This is a genomic window from Bradyrhizobium sp. JYMT SZCCT0180, assembly GCF_018130165.1.
GTDB lineage: Bacteria > Pseudomonadota > Alphaproteobacteria > Rhizobiales > Xanthobacteraceae > Bradyrhizobium.
Genome location: NZ_JAFCLZ010000013.1, coordinates 98758 through 121007 on the forward strand (window position 1 = coordinate 98758; position 22250 = coordinate 121007).

The 22250-nt window shown below is 62.9% G+C and carries 23 protein-coding genes; 16 read left to right on the forward strand and 7 right to left on the reverse strand.

Annotation, left to right across the window (positions count from 1 at the left end; genetic code table 11):
• Positions 1-41: 41 nt before the first annotated feature.
• Both JQ641_RS19955 and JQ641_RS19960 read right to left on the reverse strand, forming a co-directional pair.
• Positions 42-968: a hypothetical protein gene (locus JQ641_RS19955; RefSeq protein WP_249150559.1), complete on the reverse strand. Its 927-nt coding sequence runs from the start codon at positions 966-968 to the stop codon at positions 42-44.
• A gap of 100 nt (positions 969-1068) precedes the next feature.
• Positions 1069-1707: a TetR/AcrR family transcriptional regulator gene (locus JQ641_RS19960; protein ID WP_211997680.1), complete on the reverse strand. Its 639-nt coding sequence runs from the start codon at positions 1705-1707 to the stop codon at positions 1069-1071.
• Positions 1708-1870: 163 nt separating this feature from the next.
• On the opposite strand from JQ641_RS19960, the gene JQ641_RS19965 reads away from it, so the two are divergent.
• Both JQ641_RS19965 and JQ641_RS19970 read left to right on the forward strand, forming a co-directional pair.
• On the forward strand, positions 1871-2080 hold the full coding sequence (locus tag JQ641_RS19965; protein WP_211997681.1) for a ferredoxin: 210 nt from the start codon (positions 1871-1873) through the stop codon (positions 2078-2080).
• A 65-nt stretch (positions 2081-2145) separates the two neighbouring features.
• Positions 2146-3369 (forward strand): cytochrome P450, encoded by a 1224-nt coding sequence (locus tag JQ641_RS19970; protein ID WP_211997682.1) that lies wholly within the window; start codon positions 2146-2148, stop codon positions 3367-3369.
• 50 nt (positions 3370-3419) lie between these two features.
• Here JQ641_RS19970 and JQ641_RS19975 read toward each other — a convergent pair whose 3' ends face one another.
• Positions 3420-4388: a Bug family tripartite tricarboxylate transporter substrate binding protein gene (locus tag JQ641_RS19975; RefSeq protein WP_211997683.1), complete on the reverse strand. Its 969-nt coding sequence runs from the start codon at positions 4386-4388 to the stop codon at positions 3420-3422.
• A gap of 87 nt (positions 4389-4475) precedes the next feature.
• Positions 4476-5516 carry a LacI family DNA-binding transcriptional regulator gene (locus tag JQ641_RS19980; protein ID WP_211997684.1) on the reverse strand — a complete coding sequence of 347 codons (1041 nt, stop codon included), beginning with the start codon at positions 5514-5516 and terminating at the stop codon, positions 4476-4478.
• Positions 5517-5733: 217 nt separating this feature from the next.
• On the opposite strand from JQ641_RS19980, the gene JQ641_RS19985 reads away from it, so the two are divergent.
• The 9 genes from JQ641_RS19985 to JQ641_RS20025 all read left to right on the forward strand — a co-directional run bounded on the left by JQ641_RS19985 (position 5734) and on the right by JQ641_RS20025 (position 12828).
• Positions 5734-6531 carry an SDR family NAD(P)-dependent oxidoreductase gene (locus JQ641_RS19985; protein ID WP_211997685.1) on the forward strand — a complete coding sequence of 266 codons (798 nt, stop codon included), beginning with the start codon at positions 5734-5736 and terminating at the stop codon, positions 6529-6531.
• A 13-nt stretch (positions 6532-6544) separates the two neighbouring features.
• Positions 6545-8182 carry a flavin-containing monooxygenase gene (locus JQ641_RS19990; RefSeq protein ID WP_211997686.1) on the forward strand — a complete coding sequence of 546 codons (1638 nt, stop codon included), beginning with the start codon at positions 6545-6547 and terminating at the stop codon, positions 8180-8182.
• 66 nt (positions 8183-8248) lie between these two features.
• The gene (locus tag JQ641_RS19995; protein WP_211997687.1) at positions 8249-8782 is read left to right on the forward strand and encodes a VOC family protein; all 534 of its coding nucleotides are present in this window, start codon (positions 8249-8251) and stop codon (positions 8780-8782) included.
• 4 nt (positions 8783-8786) lie between these two features.
• Complete coding sequence (locus tag JQ641_RS20000; protein ID WP_211997688.1) at positions 8787-9758, forward strand: zinc-binding dehydrogenase; 972 nt, start codon at positions 8787-8789, stop codon at positions 9756-9758.
• A gap of 45 nt (positions 9759-9803) precedes the next feature.
• The gene (locus tag JQ641_RS20005; protein ID WP_211997689.1) at positions 9804-10361 is read left to right on the forward strand and encodes a carboxymuconolactone decarboxylase family protein; all 558 of its coding nucleotides are present in this window, start codon (positions 9804-9806) and stop codon (positions 10359-10361) included.
• 111 nt (positions 10362-10472) lie between these two features.
• On the forward strand, positions 10473-10898 hold the full coding sequence (locus JQ641_RS20010; RefSeq protein WP_211997690.1) for a DOPA 4,5-dioxygenase family protein: 426 nt from the start codon (positions 10473-10475) through the stop codon (positions 10896-10898).
• A 198-nt stretch (positions 10899-11096) separates the two neighbouring features.
• A complete protein-coding gene (locus JQ641_RS20015; protein ID WP_211997691.1) occupies positions 11097-12083 on the forward strand; it encodes a DUF2778 domain-containing protein in 987 nt (328 codons plus the stop codon).
• The gene (locus JQ641_RS20020) at positions 12080-12343 is read left to right on the forward strand and encodes a hypothetical protein (RefSeq protein ID WP_211997692.1); all 264 of its coding nucleotides are present in this window, start codon (positions 12080-12082) and stop codon (positions 12341-12343) included. The genes JQ641_RS20015 and JQ641_RS20020 overlap by 4 nt, the downstream gene beginning before the upstream one ends.
• A 92-nt stretch (positions 12344-12435) precedes the next feature.
• Positions 12436-12828, forward strand: a complete 393-nt coding sequence (locus JQ641_RS20025; RefSeq protein WP_211997693.1) for a VOC family protein — start codon at positions 12436-12438, stop codon at positions 12826-12828.
• Positions 12829-13059: 231 nt separating this feature from the next.
• Here the strand turns inward: JQ641_RS20025 and JQ641_RS20030 are convergent, their stop codons facing one another.
• Positions 13060-14100 (reverse strand): uroporphyrinogen decarboxylase family protein, encoded by a 1041-nt coding sequence (locus JQ641_RS20030; RefSeq protein ID WP_211997694.1) that lies wholly within the window; start codon positions 14098-14100, stop codon positions 13060-13062.
• Positions 14101-14403: 303 nt separating this feature from the next.
• Between JQ641_RS20030 and JQ641_RS20035 the strand changes: the two genes are divergently transcribed.
• Together JQ641_RS20035 and JQ641_RS20040 are read left to right on the forward strand one after the other, a co-directional pair.
• Positions 14404-16005: an alpha-amylase family glycosyl hydrolase gene (locus tag JQ641_RS20035; protein ID WP_211997695.1), complete on the forward strand. Its 1602-nt coding sequence runs from the start codon at positions 14404-14406 to the stop codon at positions 16003-16005.
• A 24-nt stretch (positions 16006-16029) separates the two neighbouring features.
• Positions 16030-17037 (forward strand): glycosyltransferase family 4 protein, encoded by a 1008-nt coding sequence (locus JQ641_RS20040; protein WP_211997696.1) that lies wholly within the window; start codon positions 16030-16032, stop codon positions 17035-17037.
• Positions 17038-17050: 13 nt separating this feature from the next.
• On the opposite strand, the gene JQ641_RS20045 is transcribed toward JQ641_RS20040, so the two are convergent.
• A complete protein-coding gene (locus JQ641_RS20045; protein WP_211997697.1) occupies positions 17051-17293 on the reverse strand; it encodes a hypothetical protein in 243 nt (80 codons plus the stop codon).
• Positions 17294-17318: 25 nt separating this feature from the next.
• On the reverse strand, positions 17319-17561 hold the full coding sequence (locus tag JQ641_RS20050) for a hypothetical protein (protein ID WP_211997698.1): 243 nt from the start codon (positions 17559-17561) through the stop codon (positions 17319-17321).
• 316 nt (positions 17562-17877) lie between these two features.
• Here JQ641_RS20050 and JQ641_RS20055 point away from each other — a divergent pair, with 316 nt between their 5' ends.
• From JQ641_RS20055 to JQ641_RS20065, 3 genes are all read left to right on the forward strand, one after another.
• Positions 17878-20868, forward strand: a complete 2991-nt coding sequence (locus JQ641_RS20055; protein WP_211997699.1) for a bifunctional diguanylate cyclase/phosphodiesterase — start codon at positions 17878-17880, stop codon at positions 20866-20868.
• A gap of 119 nt (positions 20869-20987) precedes the next feature.
• Entirely contained in the window at positions 20988-21428 is a 441-nt protein-coding gene (locus JQ641_RS20060) for a MarR family winged helix-turn-helix transcriptional regulator (RefSeq protein WP_192740615.1), read from the forward strand.
• Entirely contained in the window at positions 21425-22201 is a 777-nt protein-coding gene (locus JQ641_RS20065) for an enoyl-CoA hydratase (protein WP_211997700.1), read from the forward strand. Before JQ641_RS20060 ends, JQ641_RS20065 begins: the two co-directional genes overlap by 4 nt.
• Positions 22202-22250: the final 49 nt, after the last annotated feature.

Here is a 22250-nt window from a genome sequence, read left to right on the forward strand (position 1 = left end):
AGTGTGATCGCGGGTGGCATCCGCGGGTGATGGAATGCGCCTTAATTCTTGATCGCATAGAGCGGCGTTCTCACCGTCAGCTGATAGGACGGCTTCGGCGTCCAGGCAATTTGCGCGGTGACGCCGAACAGGCGGTTGTCGTCATCGTCCATGCGGTCGAGATCGAGCCGTACGATCGGCTGGGTGAAGGCCGGGAACGGCGCGAGATTGAGAAGCTGCGCACCGCCGAACGATTGCACGCCGAAGCGGCCGGTCAGCTTCCAGTTGTTGTCCCACTGATAGTAGCCGCCGACATAGCCCATATAGCCGGGCTTCACTTCAGCGAAAATGGAATCGACGATGATCTTTGTGTACTGCGCGCCGGCGAGCAGTCCCCGCGTTTCGTCCGGGTTCAGCGCGTAGCCGAATTCGAGGATCGTATTGTAGGAGGTCGTCGCCAATGGCGCGCCGGAAATCGATCGCGATGCGTTGCTTTGTATCGTCACCGTTGGAAACATGCCGCCGTTTTGCTGATAGAGGTCGGCCTGAAATCCGACCGTAAAACCGTAGATATCGAACGACGACCAGGGCAGGCTGCCCGATTGGGACGAAGCGCCGGAGACGCCGCCATAGACCGACAGCCACTCGTTGACGTCAACCGTCAGGGGAATGTCGAGATTGATGCTTCGGCTGGCCGGCGAGGACAAGGTCCCGAGCGATGTCAGGTTCGACAAATTCGACAATAGTGGCGGCGGGCTGAAGCCGATCGAGAGCGTACCTGCCGGCAGGGTGGTGTAGATCGTTCGCAAGTCGAGATAGATGTTCGGCAATACCGGCTTCGGCTTGGCCGGCTCATCCTCGTCCTCGCCATTGTCCTTGCTGTTGTTCTGGCCGAACGCCAGCCCGGAGCAGCACAGCGACAGCAATATCCCGAGCGCCAGCCGCCGGCCGGTTCGCGCCGGCCGGGTGTGCGCAAATCTCGTTTTCAATCGAACTTGCACCGGCCCACTCGAACCCGCCAGCCGCTATCCGGCAACGGGCCGCATGGTAACGGATTTGCGGACGCCGCACCATGATGGCCGCGCGAGGCTATCGGCCGTTCTTGTCCGCCGCCTTGATGGCCACCGCCAGCGCCAGCTTGGTCTGCTTGACGATATCTTCGACCAGCTCTTCCCGGCTGACATTGGCAAGCTGGCCGGTGAGAAGTCCCTGTTCGGCCAGCATGACCACGCCGTGCAGCGCGGCCCAGATTTGCAGGGCGCTGCGTTCGCGCAGCAATCCCACCGCGGGCGCTTCGAGGGATTCCAGCAGCAGTTCGAAGGTTTCCATCGCGGCGACGTGCAGCTCGCTGCCCTTGGGTGCGCATGCCATGATCCGTGAGGCGAACATCAGGCGGTAGACGCCGTTGCGGCGAAGACCGAAATCCAATGTGGCTTGCGCCAGGCGCGACAGCTTCGAGCGCCTGGAGGGTTTTCCGATCGACTCGCGCAGGATGGCGTTGAACTGGCGGAAGGCTTCGGCCGTTACCGCCGTGAGCAGGCTCTCGCGGTCGGCAAAATGCTTGTAGGGAGCCGGCTGCGAGACGCCGAGCCTCTTGGCCAGCGCACTGATGCTGATCGCTTCGGGGCCGCCGAGTTCCACTTCGCCGAGCGCGGCCTGAACCAGGGCATCGCGGAGATCCCCATGGTGGTAGGTGTTGAGCGCTTTACGTGCGGGGCGAGGCGGCATTCAGTGCAATGATCTATAACTTTCCGCTTGACAGCACAATCGCGACGATAATGTAATAGGATATAACTTGAAGAGGCGGACCGGCCGCGGCTGGCAGCGCCCACATCAACATGAGGAAATGCGACGCGCTGGTTGAGCGCGCGCGGCTTGAAGGAGCGCTCGCATGTCGGGAAAGCTGAAGATCCGCGTCGACCAGGACAAATGTCAGGGACACGCACGCTGCAAGTCGCTGGCGCCGGAACTGTTCGAGCTCGACGAATTCGGCAATGCCCATGAAGTCGGCGACGGTTCGGTCCCTGCTGGCATGGAAGACAAGGCCTGGCTCGCCCAGACCAACTGCCCCGAAATCGCGATCGAAGTGCAGGAAGAATAGGGGCGACAGTCCGGTCCTGAAATCAAGCTCGTCCTGAACGAACCTAAGCAAAAGGAATTTGCGCGATGTCCGATTCCGTCAGCATGATGCCCGAACATCCTCCGGTCACCGACTGGGTCAACGATTTCGATCATACCGACCCGCGCTGGACCGAGAATCCGTTTCCGATCTGGGACGAGCTGCGCAACGAATGCCCTGTCGTGCACACCAAGCGTTTCCTCGGTTGCTATCTGCCGACCACCTATCAGGCGGTGAAGGAGATCGCCTACGACACTGAGCATTTCTCCTCGCGGCGCGTCATCGTACGCGACGTGCGGCCTGAAGTGCAGCGCAACGCCGCGCCTCCGATCACGTCAGATCCGCCCGAGCACAAGCCCGCCAAGCAGTTGCTGCTTCCGCCGTTCACGCCGGACGCGATGACGAAGCTGGAGCCGCGGGTCCGCGCCATCTGCAACGAGCTGATCGACGAATTCATCGAAGACGGCCAATGCGACGCCGCGGCGCGCTACACCAAGCATGTTCCGGTGCGCGCGATCGCGCACATGCTCGGCATTCCCGAGAAGGATGGCGATCTGTTCGTCAAGTGGATCCACATGATCCTCGAGCTCAGCATCAAGAACGAGAGCATGCTGGTGCAAGCGGTGCAGGAGATGAGCGCCTATTTCGCCGGCCATATCGAGCATCGCAAGACGCATCCGACCGACGATCTGATCTCGACGCTGATGAAAGCCAAGGACAAGGACGGCAATCCGCTGGAAGATTCCCAGGTGCTGGGTTCGCTGCGGCTGCTGCTGATTGCCGGCATCGACACCACCTGGAGCGCGATCGGCTCCTCGCTGTGGCATCTGGCGAATACGCCCGCGGACCGCGACCGCCTGATCGCGGAGCCGGAATTGATGCCGAGCGCGATCGAGGAGTTTCTGCGGGCCTATTCGCCGGTGACGATGGCGCGCGAAGTGATGAAGGAAACCACCATCAGCGGCTGCCCGGTCAAGCCGGGCAACATGGTGCTGCTGTCGTTCCCGGCGGCCAACCGCGACCCCGCGATGTTCCCCGACGCCGACAAGGTGGTGATCGACCGCAAGGAGAATCGCCATGCCGCGTTTGGTCTTGGCATTCACCGCTGCGTCGGCTCCAACCTCGCCCGCATGGAAATGACGGTCGCGATCGAGGAATGGCTGAAGCGGATTCCGGACTTCAAGCTTGATCCTGCCGGCAAGGTTACCTGGTCGGAAGGCACGGTGCGTGGCCCGCGCCAGCTTCCGGTGCTGTTCGGCAAGAAGAACTGAGCATGGTTGGGGCGCGGCGCGCCGGCAATTTCGGCCGGATCGCCGCGCGTTCACTTGATCTCGATCTTGGCTTCTCTGGCGACCACCTTCCAGGCCTCGATGTCGCGTACGTTGATGTCGCGCTGCCGGTCTCCGGGAATGAAGTCCGCGGTGACGCCGAGCGCGAGCAGCCTTTCGGTCATGTCCGCTTCGGCGATCGATTCCTGCAGTGCTGCTGAAAGCTTCTTCGCGGCGATGTCGGGAATGCCTGCGGGCGCGTACATGACCCAGGACAGGCTGCGCTCAAAATCGATCCCCTGGTCCTTGTAGGTTGCGACTTCAGGCAGGCTTGGCGAGCGATCCCCGCATGTGCCCAGCGCCTTTACTTTTCCATCCTTCACCAGCGGCGTCGCTGTGGCCATATCCAGCGTGCCGAGCGAGATGTGGCCGCCGATCAGATCGTTGGCAATCTTGGACGCGCCGCTGAACGGCACGTGTTCGAGTTTGATGCCGGCCTTCTGCGACAGGATCTCCGCGCAGAAATGCCCGGTCGAGCCGACGCCCCAGGATCCGTACTGGATCTGATCGCCCTTTTTCGCCATCGCGATCAGGCCGCGCAGGTCGCTCGCCGGAAAATCCTTCGAGGCCACCATCAGGATCGCCGACGTTCCGATGCGGCCGATCACTGCGAAATCCTTGATCGGATCATAGGGCAGGCTCGCATAGGACGCCGGCGCAAGCACATGCGTGGTCATGCCGCCGATCATGATGGTGTAGCCGTCCGCCGGCGAGGTCGCGACCATCTGCGTGCCGATGGTGCCGGCCGCGCCGGTGCGGTTTTCGACGAAGATGGTTTGTCCGAGGCGCTTGCCCATCTTGTCCGCCAGCAGGCGGCCGATCACGTCGCCGCCACCGCCGGCCGCGTACGGCAACAGCATTTTTATTTTTCTGGAGGGGTAGTCCGCCGCATCCTGCGCCCGTACCGAACAGGTGGCCAGGACGAGCATTAGCAACGTCAGCAACGTCGTGCGGTACTTCATACGCAACTCCCTTGGGTTTCCCGGTATTTGTTTTTTTGTTGGTGGTCGTCAAACTGGGCAGATCGGCAGGGCAGGCAATTCCTCTAATCACTTGGCGCGCGGCTCGGCGCAGGAATGTCGAAGGATGAATCGGGTCGGCAGATAAATCGGCCTTGTGTCCTGGGCCTGATCGCCGTCGCGTATGCGCTCAAGCAGGGTTTTTGCGGCGATCCTGCCGATTTCGCTCAAGTCCCAGGTCAGCGTGCTGATTGCCGGCGTCGCGTGCCGGGCCAGATCCGTGTCGCCGATACACACGAGCGAGATGTCGCTCGGATAGCGAATGCCGTTGCTGGCGAGCGCGTCCATCACGCTGGCGAGCATGTGCGTTCCCAGCGTGATGATGGCGGTCGGTGGCGCTGGCCCTTGCAGCAACTGGCAGACGTCGCTGAAGGCGATGCCCGAGCCGTGCACCTGCGGGCGGACGAGATCGAGATCGACGTCAAGTCCGGCTTCGATATGCGCCTGCCGATATCCGGCTACCCGCTCGGTACTCGGCAGCACCGCCGCAGGCCCGGTCAGCAGCGCGATACGGCGATGGCCGAGGCCGATGAGATAGCGCGTCACCTCAAAGCCGCCGCCGCGATGATCGGCGCGCACCGACGGCGCGCCCGGCACCTCGCGGTCGATCCCGATACAGGGCAAATCGAGCGTAGCCAGCGCGCTTGTAAAATCCTTGTGGGTGTTGTCTCCGGCGAACAGCAGCAATCCATCCATCCGCCGCCGGCGCACCGCGGATATGAACGCGGTTTCGCGTTCCTCGGCGTGCCGGGTTGCGCCGAGCATCAGGACGTAGCCGGCGCGTTGCAATTCCTCTTCCGCGGCGTTGACCATCTCGCTGTAGAGCGGGTTGGAGATATCCGAGACCATGCAGCCGATCGTGTTGCTGGCGCGCGAGCGCAGCGCCTGCGCGGCGGAATGTGGCTCGAACCCGAGACGGTCGACCACGCGCATGATCCGGGCGTGCAGTTCAGGACTCGTGTGCGGCTCGCGGTTCAACACCCGGCTGACGCTAGAGACCGACACGCCGGCTTGCGCGGCGACATCGCGGATGGTCGGCCGAAGGAAGGAGGTCGGCTGGGTTCTGGCCATCGGTCCTGCTTGCCCGCTGTCTCGCCGCAAGTGCCCGGATTCGTTTGCATTCGAACCCCGGGGCAGCTCAATAATCAGCTTGTTCTGGAAACGTTATTTGAAACACTTTCCCTATTAATATTGACATCGTTGGAAACTTCAAGCTCAATCATGGAAACGTTTCCAAGAATAGCGCCCAGCCGGGCCTGGGAGGATTTGGCGTGAACGGGCTTAGCTCATGAAACGGCGGGTCGAAGGCAAGGTCGCACTGGTGACCGGCGCCGCCAACGGGATCGGGCGGGGCGCGGTCCTCGTCCTGGCGCGCGAGGGCGCGAAGATCGTCGCGACCGATCTGCAGGACGAGAACGGTGAGCGCCTGCTAAGCGAACTGCGATCGGCCGGATGCGAGGCGGAATATTTCCATCACGATGTGACCAGTGAGGAAGACTGGCAGTCGGTGATATCAAAAACCAAGGCGCGGTTCGGCCGGCTCGACGTTCTCGTCAACAACGCCGGGATCGGCCTCTCCAGTCCGGTCGTCGACATGTCGCTTGCCGACTGGCGACGCCAGGTCGCCGTCAACCTCGATGGCGTCTTCCTCGGGGTCAAAACCGCGCTTCCGCTGATGCGCGCAGGTGGCGGCGGCAGCATCATCAATGTCTCCTCGATTGCGGGCATCAAGGCCTCGCCCAACGTGTCTGGCTATTGCGCGACCAAGGGCGGCGTTCGCCTGTTCACAAAGTCCGTCGCGCTGGAATGCGCCGCCGCCAAGGACGGGGTGCGGGTCAACTCGCTTCACCCCGGCATCACCGAAACCGCGATCTGGGACACGCTGATCGGCACCGCCGAGGAGGGTTCGAATTCAGGGCCGCCGCGCGGCGCGACCCTGGACAAGCTGACCGAACGCGCGGTGCCGCTCGGCTTCAAGGCGATGCCGGAAGATATTGCCAATGGCATTCTGTGGCTCGCCAGCGACGAGAGCCGCTACGTCACGGGCACCGAGCTTGTGATCGACGGCGGCCGTTCGATCGGCTGACGGGGAGCAGACCATGGCAACTCAGGCGAACAAGCGAGACACAGGGGATCGCGCCGAACGCGCGGCGGTCGAAGGCGATTATGACGCGGTCGTGGTCGGTGCTGGTTTTGGCGGTCTCTATGCGCTGCACCGGCTGCGCGAGAAGGGCCTGTCCGTGATCGGCTTCGAGGCCGCCCCCGAAGTCGGCGGCACCTGGTACTGGAACCGCTATCCCGGCGTGCGCTGCGACGTCCCGAGCCTCTATTACTCCTACACATGGTCGGAGGAGTTGCGGCGGGAGTGGCGCTGGTCGGAGAAATACGCGGCACGGCGCGAGATTCTGGACTACGCCAAATTCGTCGCCGATCGCTTCCAACTGCGCGACCTGCTGCGGTTTCAGACCCGCGTCGTTTCAGCATCCTTCGATGAAGCCGGCGGACGCTGGCTGGTGCGGACCGATCGCGGCGACCAGATCCGCGCCCGCTTCTGCATCATGGCGACTGGTGCACTCTCGGTGCCGAACAGCCCGAAGACGCCGGGACTGGAGAGTTTTCGCGGCCCGATCTACCACACCGCCCGCTGGCCGGAACAGGAGGTCGACTTCTCTGGTCTGCGCGTCGGCGTCGTCGGCACGGGGTCATCGGGCGTGCAGGCGATTCCGCTGATCGCGGAAGCCGCCAAACACGTCGTGGTGTTCCAGCGCACACCGAATTTCTCGGTGCCCGCGCGCAACCGCGCGCTTGGGGACGAGGACTTCGAGCAGTTCGATGCGGCCTTTCCGGCCTACTGCGAGAGCCTCGCAAGTCCGAATGCCGGCCGCGTAAACTCTTCCGCGTTCGAGGCGCCGATACCCTCGCGCGACGAACAATGGCGTCGCTATGAGGAGCTCTGGCAGGAAGGTGGCGGCGGGTTTTTGCTGTCGTTCCCGAATCTCCTGACCCATGAGGCCGTCAATGACGTCGCCTGCGATTTCGTGCGCGAGAAGATCCGCCAGATCGTCAAGAATCCCAAAACCGCCGCGGCGCTGAGCCCCTCGGGATATCCATTGGGCGTCAAGCGCATCTGCGTCGATACGAATTATTACGAGACCTTCAACCGCGACAATGTCGAACTGGTGAATCTCAAGGAAGAGCCGCTCGAGGCGCTGACGGCCGACGGCGTCAAAACCTCGGCGCGCCAGTTCGATCTGGACGCGCTGGTGTTCGCGACCGGCTTTGACGCCATCACCGGGGCGCTGTTCGCGATGGACATTCGCGGACGAAAAGAGCTTCGTCTGCAGGACGCCTGGGCCGAGGGACCGCGCGCCTATCTTGGCATCGCGGTGGCTGACTTCCCCAACCTGTTCATCATCACCGGTCCCGGCAGCCCGTCGGTGATCGGCAACATGATCAACGCCTGCGAACAGCATGTCGACTGGCTGACCGACTGCATCGACCATATGCGCGCGCAGGATTTTCGGATCATCGAGCCCGATCCCGTAGCCGAGCGCGCCTGGATGGCGCATGTCGCCGAGATGGCCGAACGCACGTTGTTTCCGAAAGCGGACTCCTGGTATCTCGGCGCGAACATCGCCGGAAAACCGCGCGTCTTCATGCCCTATGTCGGGGAAGGCTACCGGCACCGCTGCGCCCAGATCGCCGCGCGCGGATATGAAGGTTTTCACCTGACCTGAAGTGCGGAAGCGGAAGCCACATCAGGCGCAACAGGCGGGCGAATGCCGCCGACAACGGAGGGTAACATGAGCCGCATTTTTGGCGCCGTCTGTCAGAACGGATATGTCGTGCGCGACATCCGCGCCGCGATGGATCACTGGATCAACGTGATGGGCGTCGGGCCTTGGTTCTACATCGAGCGGGTCAAGACCGATTGGTTCCGCCATCGCGGTGTGGACTCCGCGATGGAAATGAGCGTCGCGATCGCCAATTCCGGCGATCTTCAGATCGAGCTGATCCAGCAACGGAATGACGCGCCTTCGATGTACAAGGAGTTCCTGGATTCCGGCCGCGAAGGCATGCAGCACATGTCGTACTGGAGCCGGGACTATCAGGGCCTCTACGACCGCGCGCTGTCGCTGGGCTACAAGGTAGGGCACGAAGGCCAGATCGGCGGCGAGCAGGGCCGCTTCTGCTATTTCGATACGCAAACCCATCCCGGCACCATCGTCGAGATATCCGACATCAGCGGCGGCAAGGGCCGCTTCTTCGAGCGTGTCAAACAGGCATCGATCGGCTGGGATGGTTCCGATCCGATCCGCGAAGTCAGGGCGCGCTAAGTCCATGCGCGCCATCGTATCGAGCGCCGACGGTCCCGTCCTGAAGGACATTCCGCGGCCGTCGCCCGCGGCGGAGCAGGTTCTGGTGCGGGTGAAAGCGAGCTCACTGAACCGCGCTGATCTCGCGACGCTTCGTGGCGCCGCGCACGGTCGCGTCGGCGGCATGGGCGGCACGCTCGGCCTCGAATGGGCCGGCGAGGTGATTGAGGCTGGTAGTGCCGTAAAGCGCTGGCGCGCCGGCGACCGTGTCATGGGGGCCGGCGGCGGGGCGTTTGCCGACTACGCCGTTGCAAATGCGCGTTTGATCTACGCCGTGCCGAAAGGTCTTGCGTTTGAAAAGGCCTCGGCGCTGCCGGTCGCGCTGCAGACCATGCACGATGCCATCGTGACCAACGGCCTGTTCGAGGCGGGACAATCCGTCCTGATCCAGGGCGCCAGCTCGGGTGTCGGCCTGATGGGTCTGCAGATCGCCAAATACCTGCGGGCGGGAGTGGTGATCGGCTCCTCGACCTCGCCCGAACGGCGCGGCCGGCTCGCGGAGTTCGGTGCTGATCTGGCCATCGATACCAGATCACCGGACTGGGTGGCGCAGGTGCTCGAAGCCACTGATGGCAAAGGCGTCGATCTCGTCATCGACCTCGTCGCCGGACCGCTGATGAACGAAAATCTCAAGGCCACGCGGATCGGCGGCCGCATCGTCAATGTCGGCCGCATGGCCGGAGAACGCGGCGAGATCGACTTCGACCTGCATTCGATGCGCCGCATCACCTATGTCGGCGTCACCTTCCGCACCAGGAGCGTGGCGCAGGTCGAGGCGATCAACGAGCGGGTGACGCGCGCTTTAATGCCGGCGCTGTCGGCGGGGTTGCTGCGGCTGCCCGTGGATAAAGTATGCGCGCTTGAAGACGCGTCCGAAGCGTTCGAGCGGATGGCGCGCAATCAGCATTTTGGCAAGATCGTGCTGGCCAACGCTTGAACCGACGCTTCAGTAAACAAGAACAGCAAACGCAAGGAAACGCACATGGCCAGATTACCCCTGATCGACCCCGAGAAGACCAGCGGCGACATTCGTACGGCGTTCGACAGGATGCCGGTCAAGCTGAACATCTTCCGGATGCTGGCGCATGCCGAGACCAATTTCATTCCCGCGATGCGGTTCGCCAATTCCATCCTGCACAAGCAGAAGCTCAGCCACGTCAATCGCGAGCTGCTGATTCTCCAGGCCGCGCAGCGGGAAGGCGGTGCCTATGAGTGGCGCCAGCACGTCCCGATCGCGCTCGGGGTCGGGGTCACGCAGCCGCAGATCGACTGCCTCGAACAGGGCAATTACGCCGCCGCCGTGTTCAATGCAGCCGAACAGGCGCTGCTGGCGTTCGGCCGGGAAGTGGTCGACAATGTGCGTGTGCCTGAGCCGGTGTTCGCCGGGATGCGCGCGCATTTCTCTGAACAGGAAATCGTCGAATCGATCATGACGATCGGGTTCTACATGATGATGGCGCGCCTCACCGAGGCGACCGAGACCGACCTCGATCCCGCCGCCGGGATGACCGTCTTCGAAGGCGGTAAGCGGCGCAGCTGAAGTCAGCGCAAATGCCGCTGCCGGAAAGGTGACCATCTGCCGATTGACCCTATCGCCGCTTGAGGCGATGGTTGCTGCTGTACTTGATTGGCAGGAGACGGAGCGGTCGCGATGAGCGAGTTGCAGGAGAAGGGGGCTGCGCGACCCCTAAGCGAGATCGCCAGCTACCATGCCCACATCTACTACGATCCGGCGGCGACGCGGGGCGAGGCCGAGCAGTTGCGCGGCTGGATCGGCGAGCGCTTTTCGGTGACGCTCGGCCGGTGGCACGACGTCAAGGTCGGTCCCCACGATCAGGCGATGTACCAGGTGGCCTTTGCCAAAGAGGTATTCCCTGAACTGGTGCCCTGGCTGATGCTCAATCATGGCAGGCTGAGCGTTCTGGTCCACCCGAACACGACCAATCCGCGCCGCGACCATCTTGCCGATCCGATCTGGATCGGGCCCGCGCTATCGGTGCATGCGGACAGGCTGCCGGAAGATTCCGAGCTGGAACAGGCACCTGCGCCGAATACCAGCCCGACGCTCCGGCCCTGAGCGGGCCTTCATTATTGTCACACCCGGAACCGGCGGCTGTTTACCAAGATTGCCCGGGTCGCTGCGGTTTCGATTGATGACCCTAGCCGTGGTCCGGTGTCTCGATTATGCCTTACTTTGAATTGCATTATATTTGGGCTTATTCGGTGAATCCCTTGCGGAATCGGGTCTGATTCCGAAGCGCCGAGCCGGGGACGGATGGGTTACAGAACCACGAGTGCAGCCGGGCCAGCTTCGAGCCGCGGTTTTCGATGGGTCGGCAAGGCCGCCTTCGCCGCTGCCTTGCTCGTGGTGACGTCGGCGCTGGCCGCCTGGGCGATGAAAGTTGATCTCGTTGCCTGGCTACGAAATCCGCAAGCCGCCAAAAGCGCCGGCGCATTCTCGTTCGATGACAGGTTCGGATCGGGCTCGGCGCGCAATGCGCCGGCGATCAGGTATCCCTCGCGTCCCGTTTTCCGTCCGGCGCGAACGGATTTCGACGCCGAGTTCGGTCACATCGAAAGCCAGCTGGCCGAGCTGTCGCCGGATGCGCAGGCCGACCAGCCCGCATCTCCGGCCGGGCCTGCGATTCCGCTGCCGAGGTCGCGGCCCGCCGAAGCCAGTCTGGCGCTGAGGGGTGATCCGCCGCCTCCGCCGGCGCGGTCGGACGACCGGACCATGTTCCAGAAGCTAGCCGATATGGTGCCGATGCGCTTTACGCTGGCGTCGTTGACGCCGGGCGACGGTCTGTTCGCCAACAAGCCCGATCTTGGCGCGCTCGGATATGACAACTTTACCGCGGTCTACGACATCTCGGCGCGGACCGTTTACATGCCGAACGGCGTCAAGCTCGAGGCGCATTCAGGCCTCGGCGGCCTGATGGATAATCCAGCCTCGGTCGCCATGCGCATGGTCGGGGCGACGCCGCCGAACGTCTATGATCTGAAGCCGCGGGAGAAGCTGTTTCATGGTGTCGCCGCACTTCGCATGACGCCGGTGGGTGATGCCGACACGCTCGGACGGACCGGATTGCTGGTGCATTCGTACTTGCTGGGGCCCAATGGCGATTCCAACGGCTGCGTCTCGATCAAGGAATATGACAAGTTCCTGCAGGCCTATCGAAACGGGCAGGTCAAGCGCCTCGTCGTGGTGCCGAGCCTGAGCGAGGGCTTGACCGCGTCGCGGCGTTCGACGTCGCCATCATGATTGCGAACAACGTCTCTAATTCCGACACGCCGCTGCGGGCCACGTTCAAGATCAGTTTGAACGGCAAGACAGTATCGATCGGTACCGTCGGCCAGGCCTATCAGTTCATCACCAAGCTGAGCTCGGTCGAATGGATCGAGTTCAAGTCGCTGCACGCCGATGCGGTGCGTACGCTGCAAGGCGCCGCTGACAATGCGATGCTGACGGTGCAGGCGACCACCGCGTTGCGCGCGCTGTTCGTTCGCGCCAAGCTGCTTTGACGATCGTTCGATAAGAGCTATCACTTTCGTTGGGCCATTTCTCGCGGCGTGGCCGGTCATTTCATATCGATTTTTCTCAAGGTGGCAGCTGCATGAGTCTCGGTGACATCCGCAATCTCGACTACACCGTTCTGCTGTGTTCGAAGATGCAGGAAACCAGGCAATTCTATCTCGACGTGATGGGCTTTCCGCTCGCTCACGACAGCGAGAACTGGGTCAGCTTTCAGGTCGGCTCCGCGCTGCTCACCTTGAGGCCACGCGGTCCCTGGGCTGCGTGGCACGATGGTCCGTTTCCGCCCGGCTCGGCTGCGGTCCAGCTCGCCTTCCGGGTTGCGCCGCATCTGATCGATTCCTGTTATGCGACGTTGCAATCCAAGGGAGTGACGATCCTGAGCCCGCCCCGGGATATACCGAGCTGGCACCATCGCGCGCTGTTCTTCCGCGACCCCGAGGATAACGTCATCGAACTCTACGCCGAGGTATAGGCGGTGAGCACAAGCCGAGCGTTGAAGCCCGATAATTTTTAACTAGGTCGCACTGGCCTCGCTTCAACCTCTCCCGCTTGCGGGGGAGGTCGGCGCGAAGCGCCGGGTGGGGGCTCTCTCCACACGGGGATTGTTCGTTGTGGAGACACCCCCACCCCAGCCCTCCCCCGCAAGCGGGAGAGGGAGCGCACCTTCCCCCGCGTCTCGCACTCAGAGTGATCTCATCCCGCTCTAACCAATCTCCTTGCGCACGATCGTCGCCGCATCGCACATCGCCTTCAGCTTTCCGAATGCGACGTGGCGCGGCATGTATTTCATGCCGCAATCGGGCGCCACCACCAGGCGTTCCGCCGCGACATGCTTGAGGCCGTTGCGGATGCGATCGGCGACGATCGCGGCCGTCTCGATCTCGGGATTACCGAGATCGAGGACGCCCAGCATGATCTTCTTCGATGAGAGATCCTTGAGCACACCGAGATCGAGCTTCGGCTGCGCGGCCTCGATCGAAATCTGTTCGGCTGTCGTGTCGGCGAGTTCGGCGAGGAACGAATAACCCGCCGGCTTGGTCGAACCCGGCACGACCGCGGCGTAGCCGAAGCACAGATGCACGACCGTCGGCACGGTGATGCCGGCCAATGCGCGATTGATGGCCTTGACGGCATAGCGCCTTGCGAGGTCCGGATTGTTGCGCACCCAGGGCTCGTCGAGCTGGATCACGTCGGCGCCGGCCTTTTGCAGGTCCAGCGCTTCGGCGTTGACGGCATCCGCAAACGCCATCGCGAGTTCTTCGTCGTCCTTGTAGAACTCGTTCCTGGCCTGCTGGCTCATCGTGAACGGACCGGGCAGCGTGATCTTGGCCGCGCGGTCGGTGTTTTTGCGCAGGAATTTTATGTCGTGGAGCTCGACCGGTTCGTTGCGCTTCACCGGGCCGACTACGCGCGGCACCGGTGTTTGCGTCCCGTTCCGCGCGGTGATCATCGCCGGTTTTTCGTCGTCGATGCCTTCAAGCGCGGTCGCAAACCGGTTGGAATAGCTTTCGCGGCGGATTTCGCCGTCGGTGACCACGTCGATGCCGGCGCGCTCCATGTCGCGGATAGCCACGATGGTGGCGTCGTCCTGCGCTTCCTGCAGATGCTCCGGCGGCAGCCGCCACATCGCATGCATGCGCGTACGCGGCACCACCTTCGACAGCATCGCACGGTCCACCAGCCATTCCGGCTGCGGATAGCTTCCGACCACGGTGGTCGGCAGCAAATGCGTTGGCAGGTTCATCACGGTATCCTTGCTCTTGTTGTTATCGCGTCGGTCCTCTTGCAGGCGGTGGCGGTCGTGGCTTTTGACCTCATGGATGGCATCATAGTTGGCCAATCGGATGCCTGGATAGGGCCTAGTGTCGCTTCGTGCCGCGAGAAACGGGAGAAAACCGTCGACTTCCGATCGCAACAGGAACAGAGTCGTTTTGCCGCTGCTCGTCGCAATCCGTCGGGTCGACGCGGTGGATAGGGTGGACGAGTTTTGACGACCTCACGTGATCAATAAACGGCAACCGGCGCGCCTGCCAGAGGCGGTGTCGGCATGACCGCGCCCTGGTGGCAGAATGGCGTGATCTATCAAATCTACCCGCGTTCCTTTCAGGACACCAACGGTGACGGCATAGGCGACCTCAGAGGGATCGAGCAGCGGCTCGATTATCTTGTCAGCCTGGGCGTTGATGCGATCTGGATCTCCCCGATCTATCCGTCGCCGATGGTTGATTTCGGCTATGACGTTGCGGACTATTGCGACGTCGATCCACGCTTTGGGACACTGGCAGACTTCGACGACGTGCTGATGCAAGCCCATCGGCGGGGGCTCAAGGTTCTGCTCGACTTCGTGCCCAACCACACGTCCGACCAGCATCCATGGTTCGTCGAGAGCCGCGCTTCGCGTGGAAATCAGAGAAGAGATTGGTACATCTGGCGCGATGCTGCGGCAGACGGCGGACCGCCCAATAACTGGATCAGCGATTTCGGCGGCTCGGCCTGGGAATGGGACGAAACCACCGGACAATATTACTACCACGCCTTCCTGAAGGAGCAGCCGGATCTCAACTGGCGTCATCCAGCCGTGCGGGCGGCGATGTATGACGTGATGCGTTTCTGGTTCGATCGCGGCGTCGACGGCTTCCGCATCGACGTGCTCTGGCACATGGTGAAGGCCGCAGACTTCCCGAACAATCCGCCCAACCCGGCCTATCGGCCCGAAATGGGTGAAATGCACCGCTTGCTTCAACTCCATTCCACAGACCAGCCCGAGGTGCACCGGATTGCCGCCGAAATGCGTGACATCGCCGACGGCTATGGCGCCAGGGGACAAGGCGAACGGGTGCTGATCGGTGAGATCTACCTGCCGGTCGATCGTCTGATGCACTATTACGGCGGTGAGCGCCCGGAGGTGCACTTGCCCTTCAATTTCCAGCTCATCGATACGCCGTGGCAGGCGCGCTCGCTGGCGGCTGTCATCACCAGCTATGAAGCAGCACTACCGCCGGGTGGTTGGCCAAACTGGGTGCTCGGCAACCATGATCGGCCGCGCGTTGCGGCCAAGCGTGGGCAGGCCCAGGCCCGCGTCGCGGCGGTGTTGTTGCTGACACTCCGAGGCACGCCCACGCTCTACTACGGCGACGAACTTGGTTTGAGCGATGTCATGATCGAAGCATCGCAAGTACGGGATCCGCGCGAGTTGCGTGAGCGCGGTCTGGCGTTGGGCCGGGATCCCGTGCGCACGCCGATGCCATGGAATGACAGCGAAAATGCCGGTTTCACCACAGTGAATCCGTGGCTGCCGCTCAATGCCGATTGTCCGACGCGCAACGTGGCGCGGATGTCGGAAGGTCCTCACTCAATCCTGACACTTTATCGTCGGTTGCTTGCGCTCAGACGCAATCGCCGCGCTTTGTCGATCGGCGACTTCGCTCTGTTGAATGTGGAAGACGAGATGCTGGTTTACGAACGCCGGCACGATTCGGAGCGGCTGATTGTGGCGCTCAACCTCGGCGCACAGTCGCATCGACTGCCGTTGCCGGATTGGGGGCGCGGGAGGCGGGTGCTCCTGTCCACGATTGAGGAGGCGGGGCTGGTCGAAGACGGCAGCCTCCTGCTAGGGTCGAATGAAGCTGTCGTGCTCGAGGCCGGATAGCCCACAGCAGAGAAGGATGATCACTTGCGCATTGCCATGCTGGCGCCGATCTCCTGGCGTACACCGCCGCGCCATTACGGCCCCTGGGAGCAGGTGACGAGTCTCTTGACCGAGGCCTTGGTCGCGCGCGGCGTCGACGTCACCCTGTTCGCCACCAAGGACAGCAGGACGGCAGGCAAGCTCGATGCCATCTGCCCTGCGCCCTATTCCGAGGATCCAGCAATCGACGCAAAGGTGTGGGAGATGCTCCATGTCGCCCACGTCTTTGAGCAGGCTGGTCAGTTCGACTTGATTCACAATCAGGCCGATTTCGTCGCCCTCGCCTTCTCGCGGCTGGTCGGAACCCCTGTCGTAACGACGATCCACGGTTTCTCTTCCGCGCGCATCCTACCCGCCTACAAGGAATACGAAGAACGCGTCCACTATGTTGCCATCAGCGACGCCGATCGCCATCCGGACCTGCGCTATGCCGCAACAATCCACCATGGCATCCCGCTGGAGGATTTCCCCTTCGACCCGCACGGCAGCGAAGACCTGCTCTTCTTCGGCCGCATTCACCCGGACAAGGGGGCGGCTGAAGCGATCGCTGCGGCAGATCGATCCGGCCGGAAATTGATCATGGCCGGCATCGTCCAGGACCAGAATTACTACGACGAGCAGGTAGCGCCCGCACTCGACGACGAATCCGTGGTCTATCTTGGCCCGGTTGGCGGAACGGTACGCGCGAAGACTCTGGGCTCCGCGCGCGCGCTGCTCCACCTCATCAATTTCGACGAGCCGTTCGGTCTGTCGGTGGTAGAAGCGCTCGCCTGCGGAACGCCGGTCATCGCCCGCAACCGCGGATCGATGCCCGAGCTCATAGATGATGGCGTGACCGGATTTCTGGTCGACAGCCTCGATGCGGCGGTAGATGCGATAGCTCGCATCGACGAGATTGATCGCGCTGCTTGCCGTGCCGCGGTATCGGCGCGTTTCACGGTAGACCGCATGGCAGATAGATATCTGGGCCTGTACCGATCAATCCTCGGCTGAGAGCCCCTCGCGGTCACTCCGCCGCCAGATTGTAGTCATGGCGCAAAGCCTTCTGGATATCGAGCGCGGCGCGTGCCGCCGTGTTGGCGTCGGCGTCGCCCGCGGACAACACGCACATCGACCAATTGTTTTCAGCCCGCTCGTCCATGGCGCGATTGATGGCGATCCTGCGAACGTTCGAGCAGCCGGGTTGATTGCGGAGCTCTGCCAACGCATGCGCTTGCAAGTCTTGCATCGAAAGCAGGATCTTCGCCATGCAGTTCTTTACCTGTGCGGGCGCCTTACTTCGCGGATTTCGCGATTTTGTGTTCGAGATGGCCGGTGTCGTAATCCCGGCGAAGCTGGCTCAGCGAGGTCTCGTTGAGCTGAGGCAAGACGTCGCTCAGCTTCTCGGTTGCCGGATAACCGGCGGCGAATCCCTGTCCGTAAATCTTGCGAAACGTGCCAACCAGCGTGGCGCCGTGCTTGTGGCTGATTTCGCCATCGTGGTTGCGGTGGCGATTGTCGAGACCTGTCTTGCTCATGTCGCGCTCCCTTTGCCCATGCCGACAGCATCCTCCCGCCGGGACCAAAGGGCAACCGATGACTTGGCTGCTCTCCTGGACCGCTCTCTCGGGCCGGGCCGCGGCCTTGGGGATCGCGCGGTTGCTCGCATCCGGGGCCGCCGGTTTCCAAAGGCTGGCGTCCGGTCGAGAGGTGGTCCGGGGAACTACGTATGACTAATCCGGAAATCTTAGCCGCCCATTATTCTTAAGGCCGATTCATTCCTTGTTTACCGCTTTCTATAACCCCGGTTTGGCGGCGAAACGTCAGCTTGTCGCGCGACATGGGGGATCGATGATGTTGCGTACCAACCTGGCGCGCATGTTCGGAGCGCTCAGCGCCACCAATGAAGCCATCCTGCGGGCCAAGTCGGAGGATGAGCTTTTTCAGAGGGTTTGCGACGCTGCGGTGTTTGGCGGCAAGTTCCTCGGCACGGGCATGCTGCTCGCCGACGGCAACGGCCGTTTGCGTTGTGTTGCCGGCGCCGGCCTTGGCGTCGACACGCTGAAGAACGCGGACAATGCCAGTTCGGTTCACGCGGATTCGGACGATGGCACGGGCCTGGCACCGTCCGCATATCGCGCCGGCCGCTCGTTCGTCTCCAACGATTACATCAATGATGAGCGAACAAAACGCTGGCATACCCAGGCGCGTCAGATCGGAGCCCGGTCGGCCGCCGCCGTGCCGATCAAGCGGCACGGGAAACCGATCGGCGTGCTGCTGTTTTATCTGGAACAACCCGATGCGTTGAACGATGAAACGGTCGGTCTGCTCGAGCGCATGGCCGAAAACGCCTCCTTTGCACTCGACAATTTTGACCGCGACAATGCCACGGCGCGCATCACCCGGATGTTTGCCGCGCTCACCGCGACCAACGAAGCGATCATGCGGGCGCGTTCGGAAGACGAGATGTTCACGCGCGTTTGTGAGGCCGCCGTCGATCAGGGAAAACTGCTCGGCGCCGCCATCTTCCTGCCCGAGCCTGACACCACCTGGTTCAGGCTGGCCGCGCAGGCGAGCGTCTATCCCGAAATCACCGCGAGCCTGCGTTTCTCCTGCGATCCTTCGATCCCGCAAGGACAGGGCATGGGCGGGACGGCATTCCGGACAGGCAAGCCTTGCCTTAGCAACGACGTGCCCAACGATCCGCGCTCGCGCCCGTGGTTGCCGCTGGTGGAAAAAGCAGGGCTGGCGGCGTGCGCGGTGTTCCCGCTGTTCGCCGGCGCCAGGACCGTAGGCGTCATGTACTTCTTCTTCGGCGGTGGCGACCGGCTCGATGACGAGATGACCGCCCTGATGGGGCGGATCGTCGAAAACGTCTCGTTCGGGCTGGATGGGCTGACGCAGGAGGCCGAGCGCAGCGCCGCCGAACGGCAGAAGGAGCGGATTGCGCGCCTGCTGGCCGCCCTGGGCGCCACCAACGAAGCGATCATGCGGGCAACCACGCGCGAGGAGTTGTTCCGGCGGGTATGCGAAGCGGCGGTGCTGGGCGGTGATTTCAGCTCCACGGTCATTGCGCTGGCGCACCCCGACAACGAGTTTCTGAAGGTGGTCGCGGCAGCGGGGCCCAGACGGGACCAGGTGATCGATCTCCGCTTGTCCGCGCACGCGCATCATCCGGAAGGACAGGGCGTTACCGGCATCGCGATGCGTACGCGCAAGGCGTGCATCAGCAATGACTATCTCGCCGACTTTCCGGTGAACAGCCATTTCTACAATCGCGCCAGGGACCGTGCGACCATGTCGGGCGCGGCATTGCCGCTGATGCGTGGCGGAGAGGCGCTTGGCGCGCTGTTGTTTTTGTCGAGGGAGCGCAACGCATTCACGCCCGAATTGACCGAGCTGCTGCAGCGTCTTGCCGACAATGTCGCGTTCGCATTGGAGAATTTCGAGCGCGCCGACGCGAAAACGATCGCGGATCAGCGCATCGAATATCTCGCCTCCCACGACAGCCTCACTGATCTACCGAACCGCGAATCGTTCAACCAGCTGCTGCACTTTGCAATCGAGTCGGCGCGGCGCCAGGATCGCCAGCTGGCCGTGTTGTTCATCGATCTCGACCGCTTCAAGGTCATCAACGATTCGCTCGGCCATGACGCCGGCGACCGGCTGCTGACCGAGATCGGCGCCCGGCTGCGGCGCAGCGTTCGGGCTTGCGACGTCGTCGCCCGGCTTGGCGGTGACGAGTTCGTCCTCATTCTGGAGGATGTTTCCGGGCGGGAGGACGTCGAGGGCGTCGCGCGAGACCTGCTGAGGATTTTGAGTGAGCCGATCCAGCTCAGCGGCCACGAATGTAACGTCACCGCCTCGATTGGCGTGGCGATCTATCCGGCTGATGGCACCGACATTCAGACCCTGACCGCGAATGCCGACACGGCGATGTATCTCGTCAAGGGCGACGGGAAGGACGGATTCAGGTTTTTTACCCGCGACACCAGGACCCAGCCCATCGAGCGGCTCACGATGGAAACCAACCTCCGGCATGCGCTGGAGCGCAACGAGCTGCTGCTGCATTATCAGCCCAAGATCGATCTGAACACCGGCGAGATCACCGGCGTCGAGGCGCTGTTGCGCTGGCGCGCTCCGGACGGAGCCATGCTGCCGCCATGCGAGTTCATTCCGCTTGCCGAAGAAACCGGCCTGATCGTTCCGATCGGCCGTTGGGTGCTCAGGGAAGCCTGCGCGCAGAACATGATGTGGCAACGCCAGGGGATGCGGCCGGTCTCGATGGCGGTCAACCTTTCCCCGCGCCAGTTTGTCGACGAACGCCTGTTGCAGGACATCGATGCGGCGCTGGCGATCAGCGGCATGCCGCCGGACCTGCTCCAGCTCGAGGTCACCGAAAGCATGGTGATGCAGAACGTCGCGCGTGCCGTGCGTGTGCTGGACGGGATCGAGGGGCGGGGCATTCATATCGCCATCGACGATTTTGGCACCGGTCACTCCTCGATGTCGCTGATGAAGCAATTCCCGATCGACACCATCAAGATCGACCGGTCCTTCGTTCGCGACCTCGCGGATGACATGGAGGACCAGGCGATCGCGCAGGCCATCATCAGCATGGGCAAGGCGCTCGGGATGACCGTCGTGGCCGAGGGCGTGGAGACCATCGAGCAGCAAGCGTTCCTGCGCCGGCACGGCTGCGACGAGATGCAGGGTTACCTGTTCAGCAAGCCGCTGCCGCCGGGCGGCATTGCGGATCTGCTGCCGCCGCTTCATGCAGCGTCGCCTCCGCTCCAGCCGGGCGCCGATGGCGAATCCAAAGCAGCAGAGCTTGCGATCGACTAGCGCAGGCCGCGGAACCTCGCTCGGTGCCGAGGGTGCGACACTACATTCAGTAGTGACAAGCTCCCGGCCTTCGGGTATATATTTCGCATGCGAACTAAATTCCAAAAGCGCGTCCGCAAGTGACCTCGCGCCCGGACCGCCGGCTGGTCTTCCTGCTCAACGTCGCGCAGCGCCGGCTGCAGCGATGGGTCGCCACGAAGACAGAGAGGAACGGGGTGACGGCCGCGCAGTCCGGCCTGCTCTTTATCCTCGGTCAACACGACGGGGCGTTGATGGGCGAGGCGGGTGCGGCGCTGGACCTCGGTCCGCCCGGCATCAGCGGCCTGGTGGACCGGATGACGGCGGCTCGCCTGATCGAGCGGCGCGCCGATCCGGATGACGGCCGCGCGTGGCGGCTTTGGCTGACGCCGGTCGGGCGCGTGGCACTGGCGCAGTCGAAGGCCGGGCTTGCCGAAATCAACGCGCGCCTCGCCGAGGGATTCACCGACGCCGAAATCGAAATCGTCGCGCGCTGGCTCACCAGTTTTCAAACCAGGTTTCCAAGAGGAGAAGTGCAATGACCGAACACATCAAAGTCGAAAACGATGGCGGCATCCTGATTCTGACGATGGCGCGGCCCGACAAGAAAAACGCGCTGACAAACGCGATGTATGGCGCGCTGGCCGACGCAATCCAGGGTGCGGAGACCGATCCCGCCGTCCGCGTGGTCCTGATCCGGGGCGAGGGCGACATGTTCACCGCCGGCAACGACGTCGGCGAGTTCGCGGCGATTGCCACTGGCCAGATGCAGGGCGAGCGCCACGTCAGCCGCTTCCTGAAATCACTCGCACAATCCAGCCGCCCGCTGGTCGCCGCGGTCCAGGGCCGCGCCGTCGGCGTCGGGACCACGATGCTGCTGCATTGCGATCTCGTGGTGCTGGCCGAAAACGCGCTGCTTTCAACGCCGTTCGTCAATCTGGCACTGGTGCCGGAAGCCGCATCCAGCCTGCTGATGCCGCTTCGGATCGGTTATGCGCGCGCCTTTGAGATGTTTGCGCTCGGCGAACCCGTGAATGCTGCCTCCGCGCTTGCGTGGGGCATTGCCAACCGCGTCGTGCCGCTCGACCGGCTCGATGCCGAGGCAAAGGCGCTTGCAGGACGTCTCGCCAGGCAACCGGCCGGTGCCGTCAGCACGACCAAGCGGCTGATGCGCAATCCCGAGATGTTGATGGCGCAGATACTGGCAGAGAGTGAACGGTTCGCGGAACGGTTGAAGACGATGGAGGCGCGCGAAGCCTTCACGGCATTCGCCGAGCGCCGCCCGCCGGATTTCTCGAAGCTTGCGGCAACTTGACCCTATCGGACGCCCCCGCTACCTCTTTTCCCCGCTGGCGAAGTGCTGG

What these genes read in the sequence shown, in the direction of transcription:
- JQ641_RS19960 (WP_211997680.1), bottom strand. Translation starts at nt 1,707, where the DNA reads ATGCCGCCTCGCCCCGCACGTAAAGCGCTCAACACCTACCACCATGGG.
- JQ641_RS19965 (WP_211997681.1), top strand. Translation starts at nt 1,871, where the DNA reads ATGTCGGGAAAGCTGAAGATCCGCGTCGACCAGGACAAATGTCAGGGA.
- JQ641_RS19970 (WP_211997682.1), top strand. Translation starts at nt 2,146, where the DNA reads ATGTCCGATTCCGTCAGCATGATGCCCGAACATCCTCCGGTCACCGAC.
- JQ641_RS19975 (WP_211997683.1), bottom strand. Translation starts at nt 4,388, where the DNA reads ATGAAGTACCGCACGACGTTGCTGACGTTGCTAATGCTCGTCCTGGCC.
- JQ641_RS19980 (WP_211997684.1), bottom strand. Translation starts at nt 5,516, where the DNA reads ATGGCCAGAACCCAGCCGACCTCCTTCCTTCGGCCGACCATCCGCGAT.
- JQ641_RS19985 (WP_211997685.1), top strand. Translation starts at nt 5,734, where the DNA reads ATGAAACGGCGGGTCGAAGGCAAGGTCGCACTGGTGACCGGCGCCGCC.
- JQ641_RS19990 (WP_211997686.1), top strand. Translation starts at nt 6,545, where the DNA reads ATGGCAACTCAGGCGAACAAGCGAGACACAGGGGATCGCGCCGAACGC.
- JQ641_RS19995 (WP_211997687.1), top strand. Translation starts at nt 8,249, where the DNA reads ATGAGCCGCATTTTTGGCGCCGTCTGTCAGAACGGATATGTCGTGCGC.
- JQ641_RS20000 (WP_211997688.1), top strand. Translation starts at nt 8,787, where the DNA reads ATGCGCGCCATCGTATCGAGCGCCGACGGTCCCGTCCTGAAGGACATT.
- JQ641_RS20005 (WP_211997689.1), top strand. Translation starts at nt 9,804, where the DNA reads ATGGCCAGATTACCCCTGATCGACCCCGAGAAGACCAGCGGCGACATT.
- JQ641_RS20010 (WP_211997690.1), top strand. Translation starts at nt 10,473, where the DNA reads ATGAGCGAGTTGCAGGAGAAGGGGGCTGCGCGACCCCTAAGCGAGATC.
- JQ641_RS20015 (WP_211997691.1), top strand. Translation starts at nt 11,097, where the DNA reads ATGGGTTACAGAACCACGAGTGCAGCCGGGCCAGCTTCGAGCCGCGGT.
- JQ641_RS20020 (WP_211997692.1), top strand. Translation starts at nt 12,080, where the DNA reads ATGATTGCGAACAACGTCTCTAATTCCGACACGCCGCTGCGGGCCACG.
- JQ641_RS20025 (WP_211997693.1), top strand. Translation starts at nt 12,436, where the DNA reads ATGAGTCTCGGTGACATCCGCAATCTCGACTACACCGTTCTGCTGTGT.
- JQ641_RS20030 (WP_211997694.1), bottom strand. Translation starts at nt 14,100, where the DNA reads ATGAACCTGCCAACGCATTTGCTGCCGACCACCGTGGTCGGAAGCTAT.
- JQ641_RS20035 (WP_211997695.1), top strand. Translation starts at nt 14,404, where the DNA reads ATGACCGCGCCCTGGTGGCAGAATGGCGTGATCTATCAAATCTACCCG.
- JQ641_RS20045 (WP_211997697.1), bottom strand. Translation starts at nt 17,293, where the DNA reads ATGGCGAAGATCCTGCTTTCGATGCAAGACTTGCAAGCGCATGCGTTG.
- JQ641_RS20050 (WP_211997698.1), bottom strand. Translation starts at nt 17,561, where the DNA reads ATGAGCAAGACAGGTCTCGACAATCGCCACCGCAACCACGATGGCGAA.
- JQ641_RS20055 (WP_211997699.1), top strand. Translation starts at nt 17,878, where the DNA reads ATGTTGCGTACCAACCTGGCGCGCATGTTCGGAGCGCTCAGCGCCACC.
- JQ641_RS20065 (WP_211997700.1), top strand. Translation starts at nt 21,425, where the DNA reads ATGACCGAACACATCAAAGTCGAAAACGATGGCGGCATCCTGATTCTG.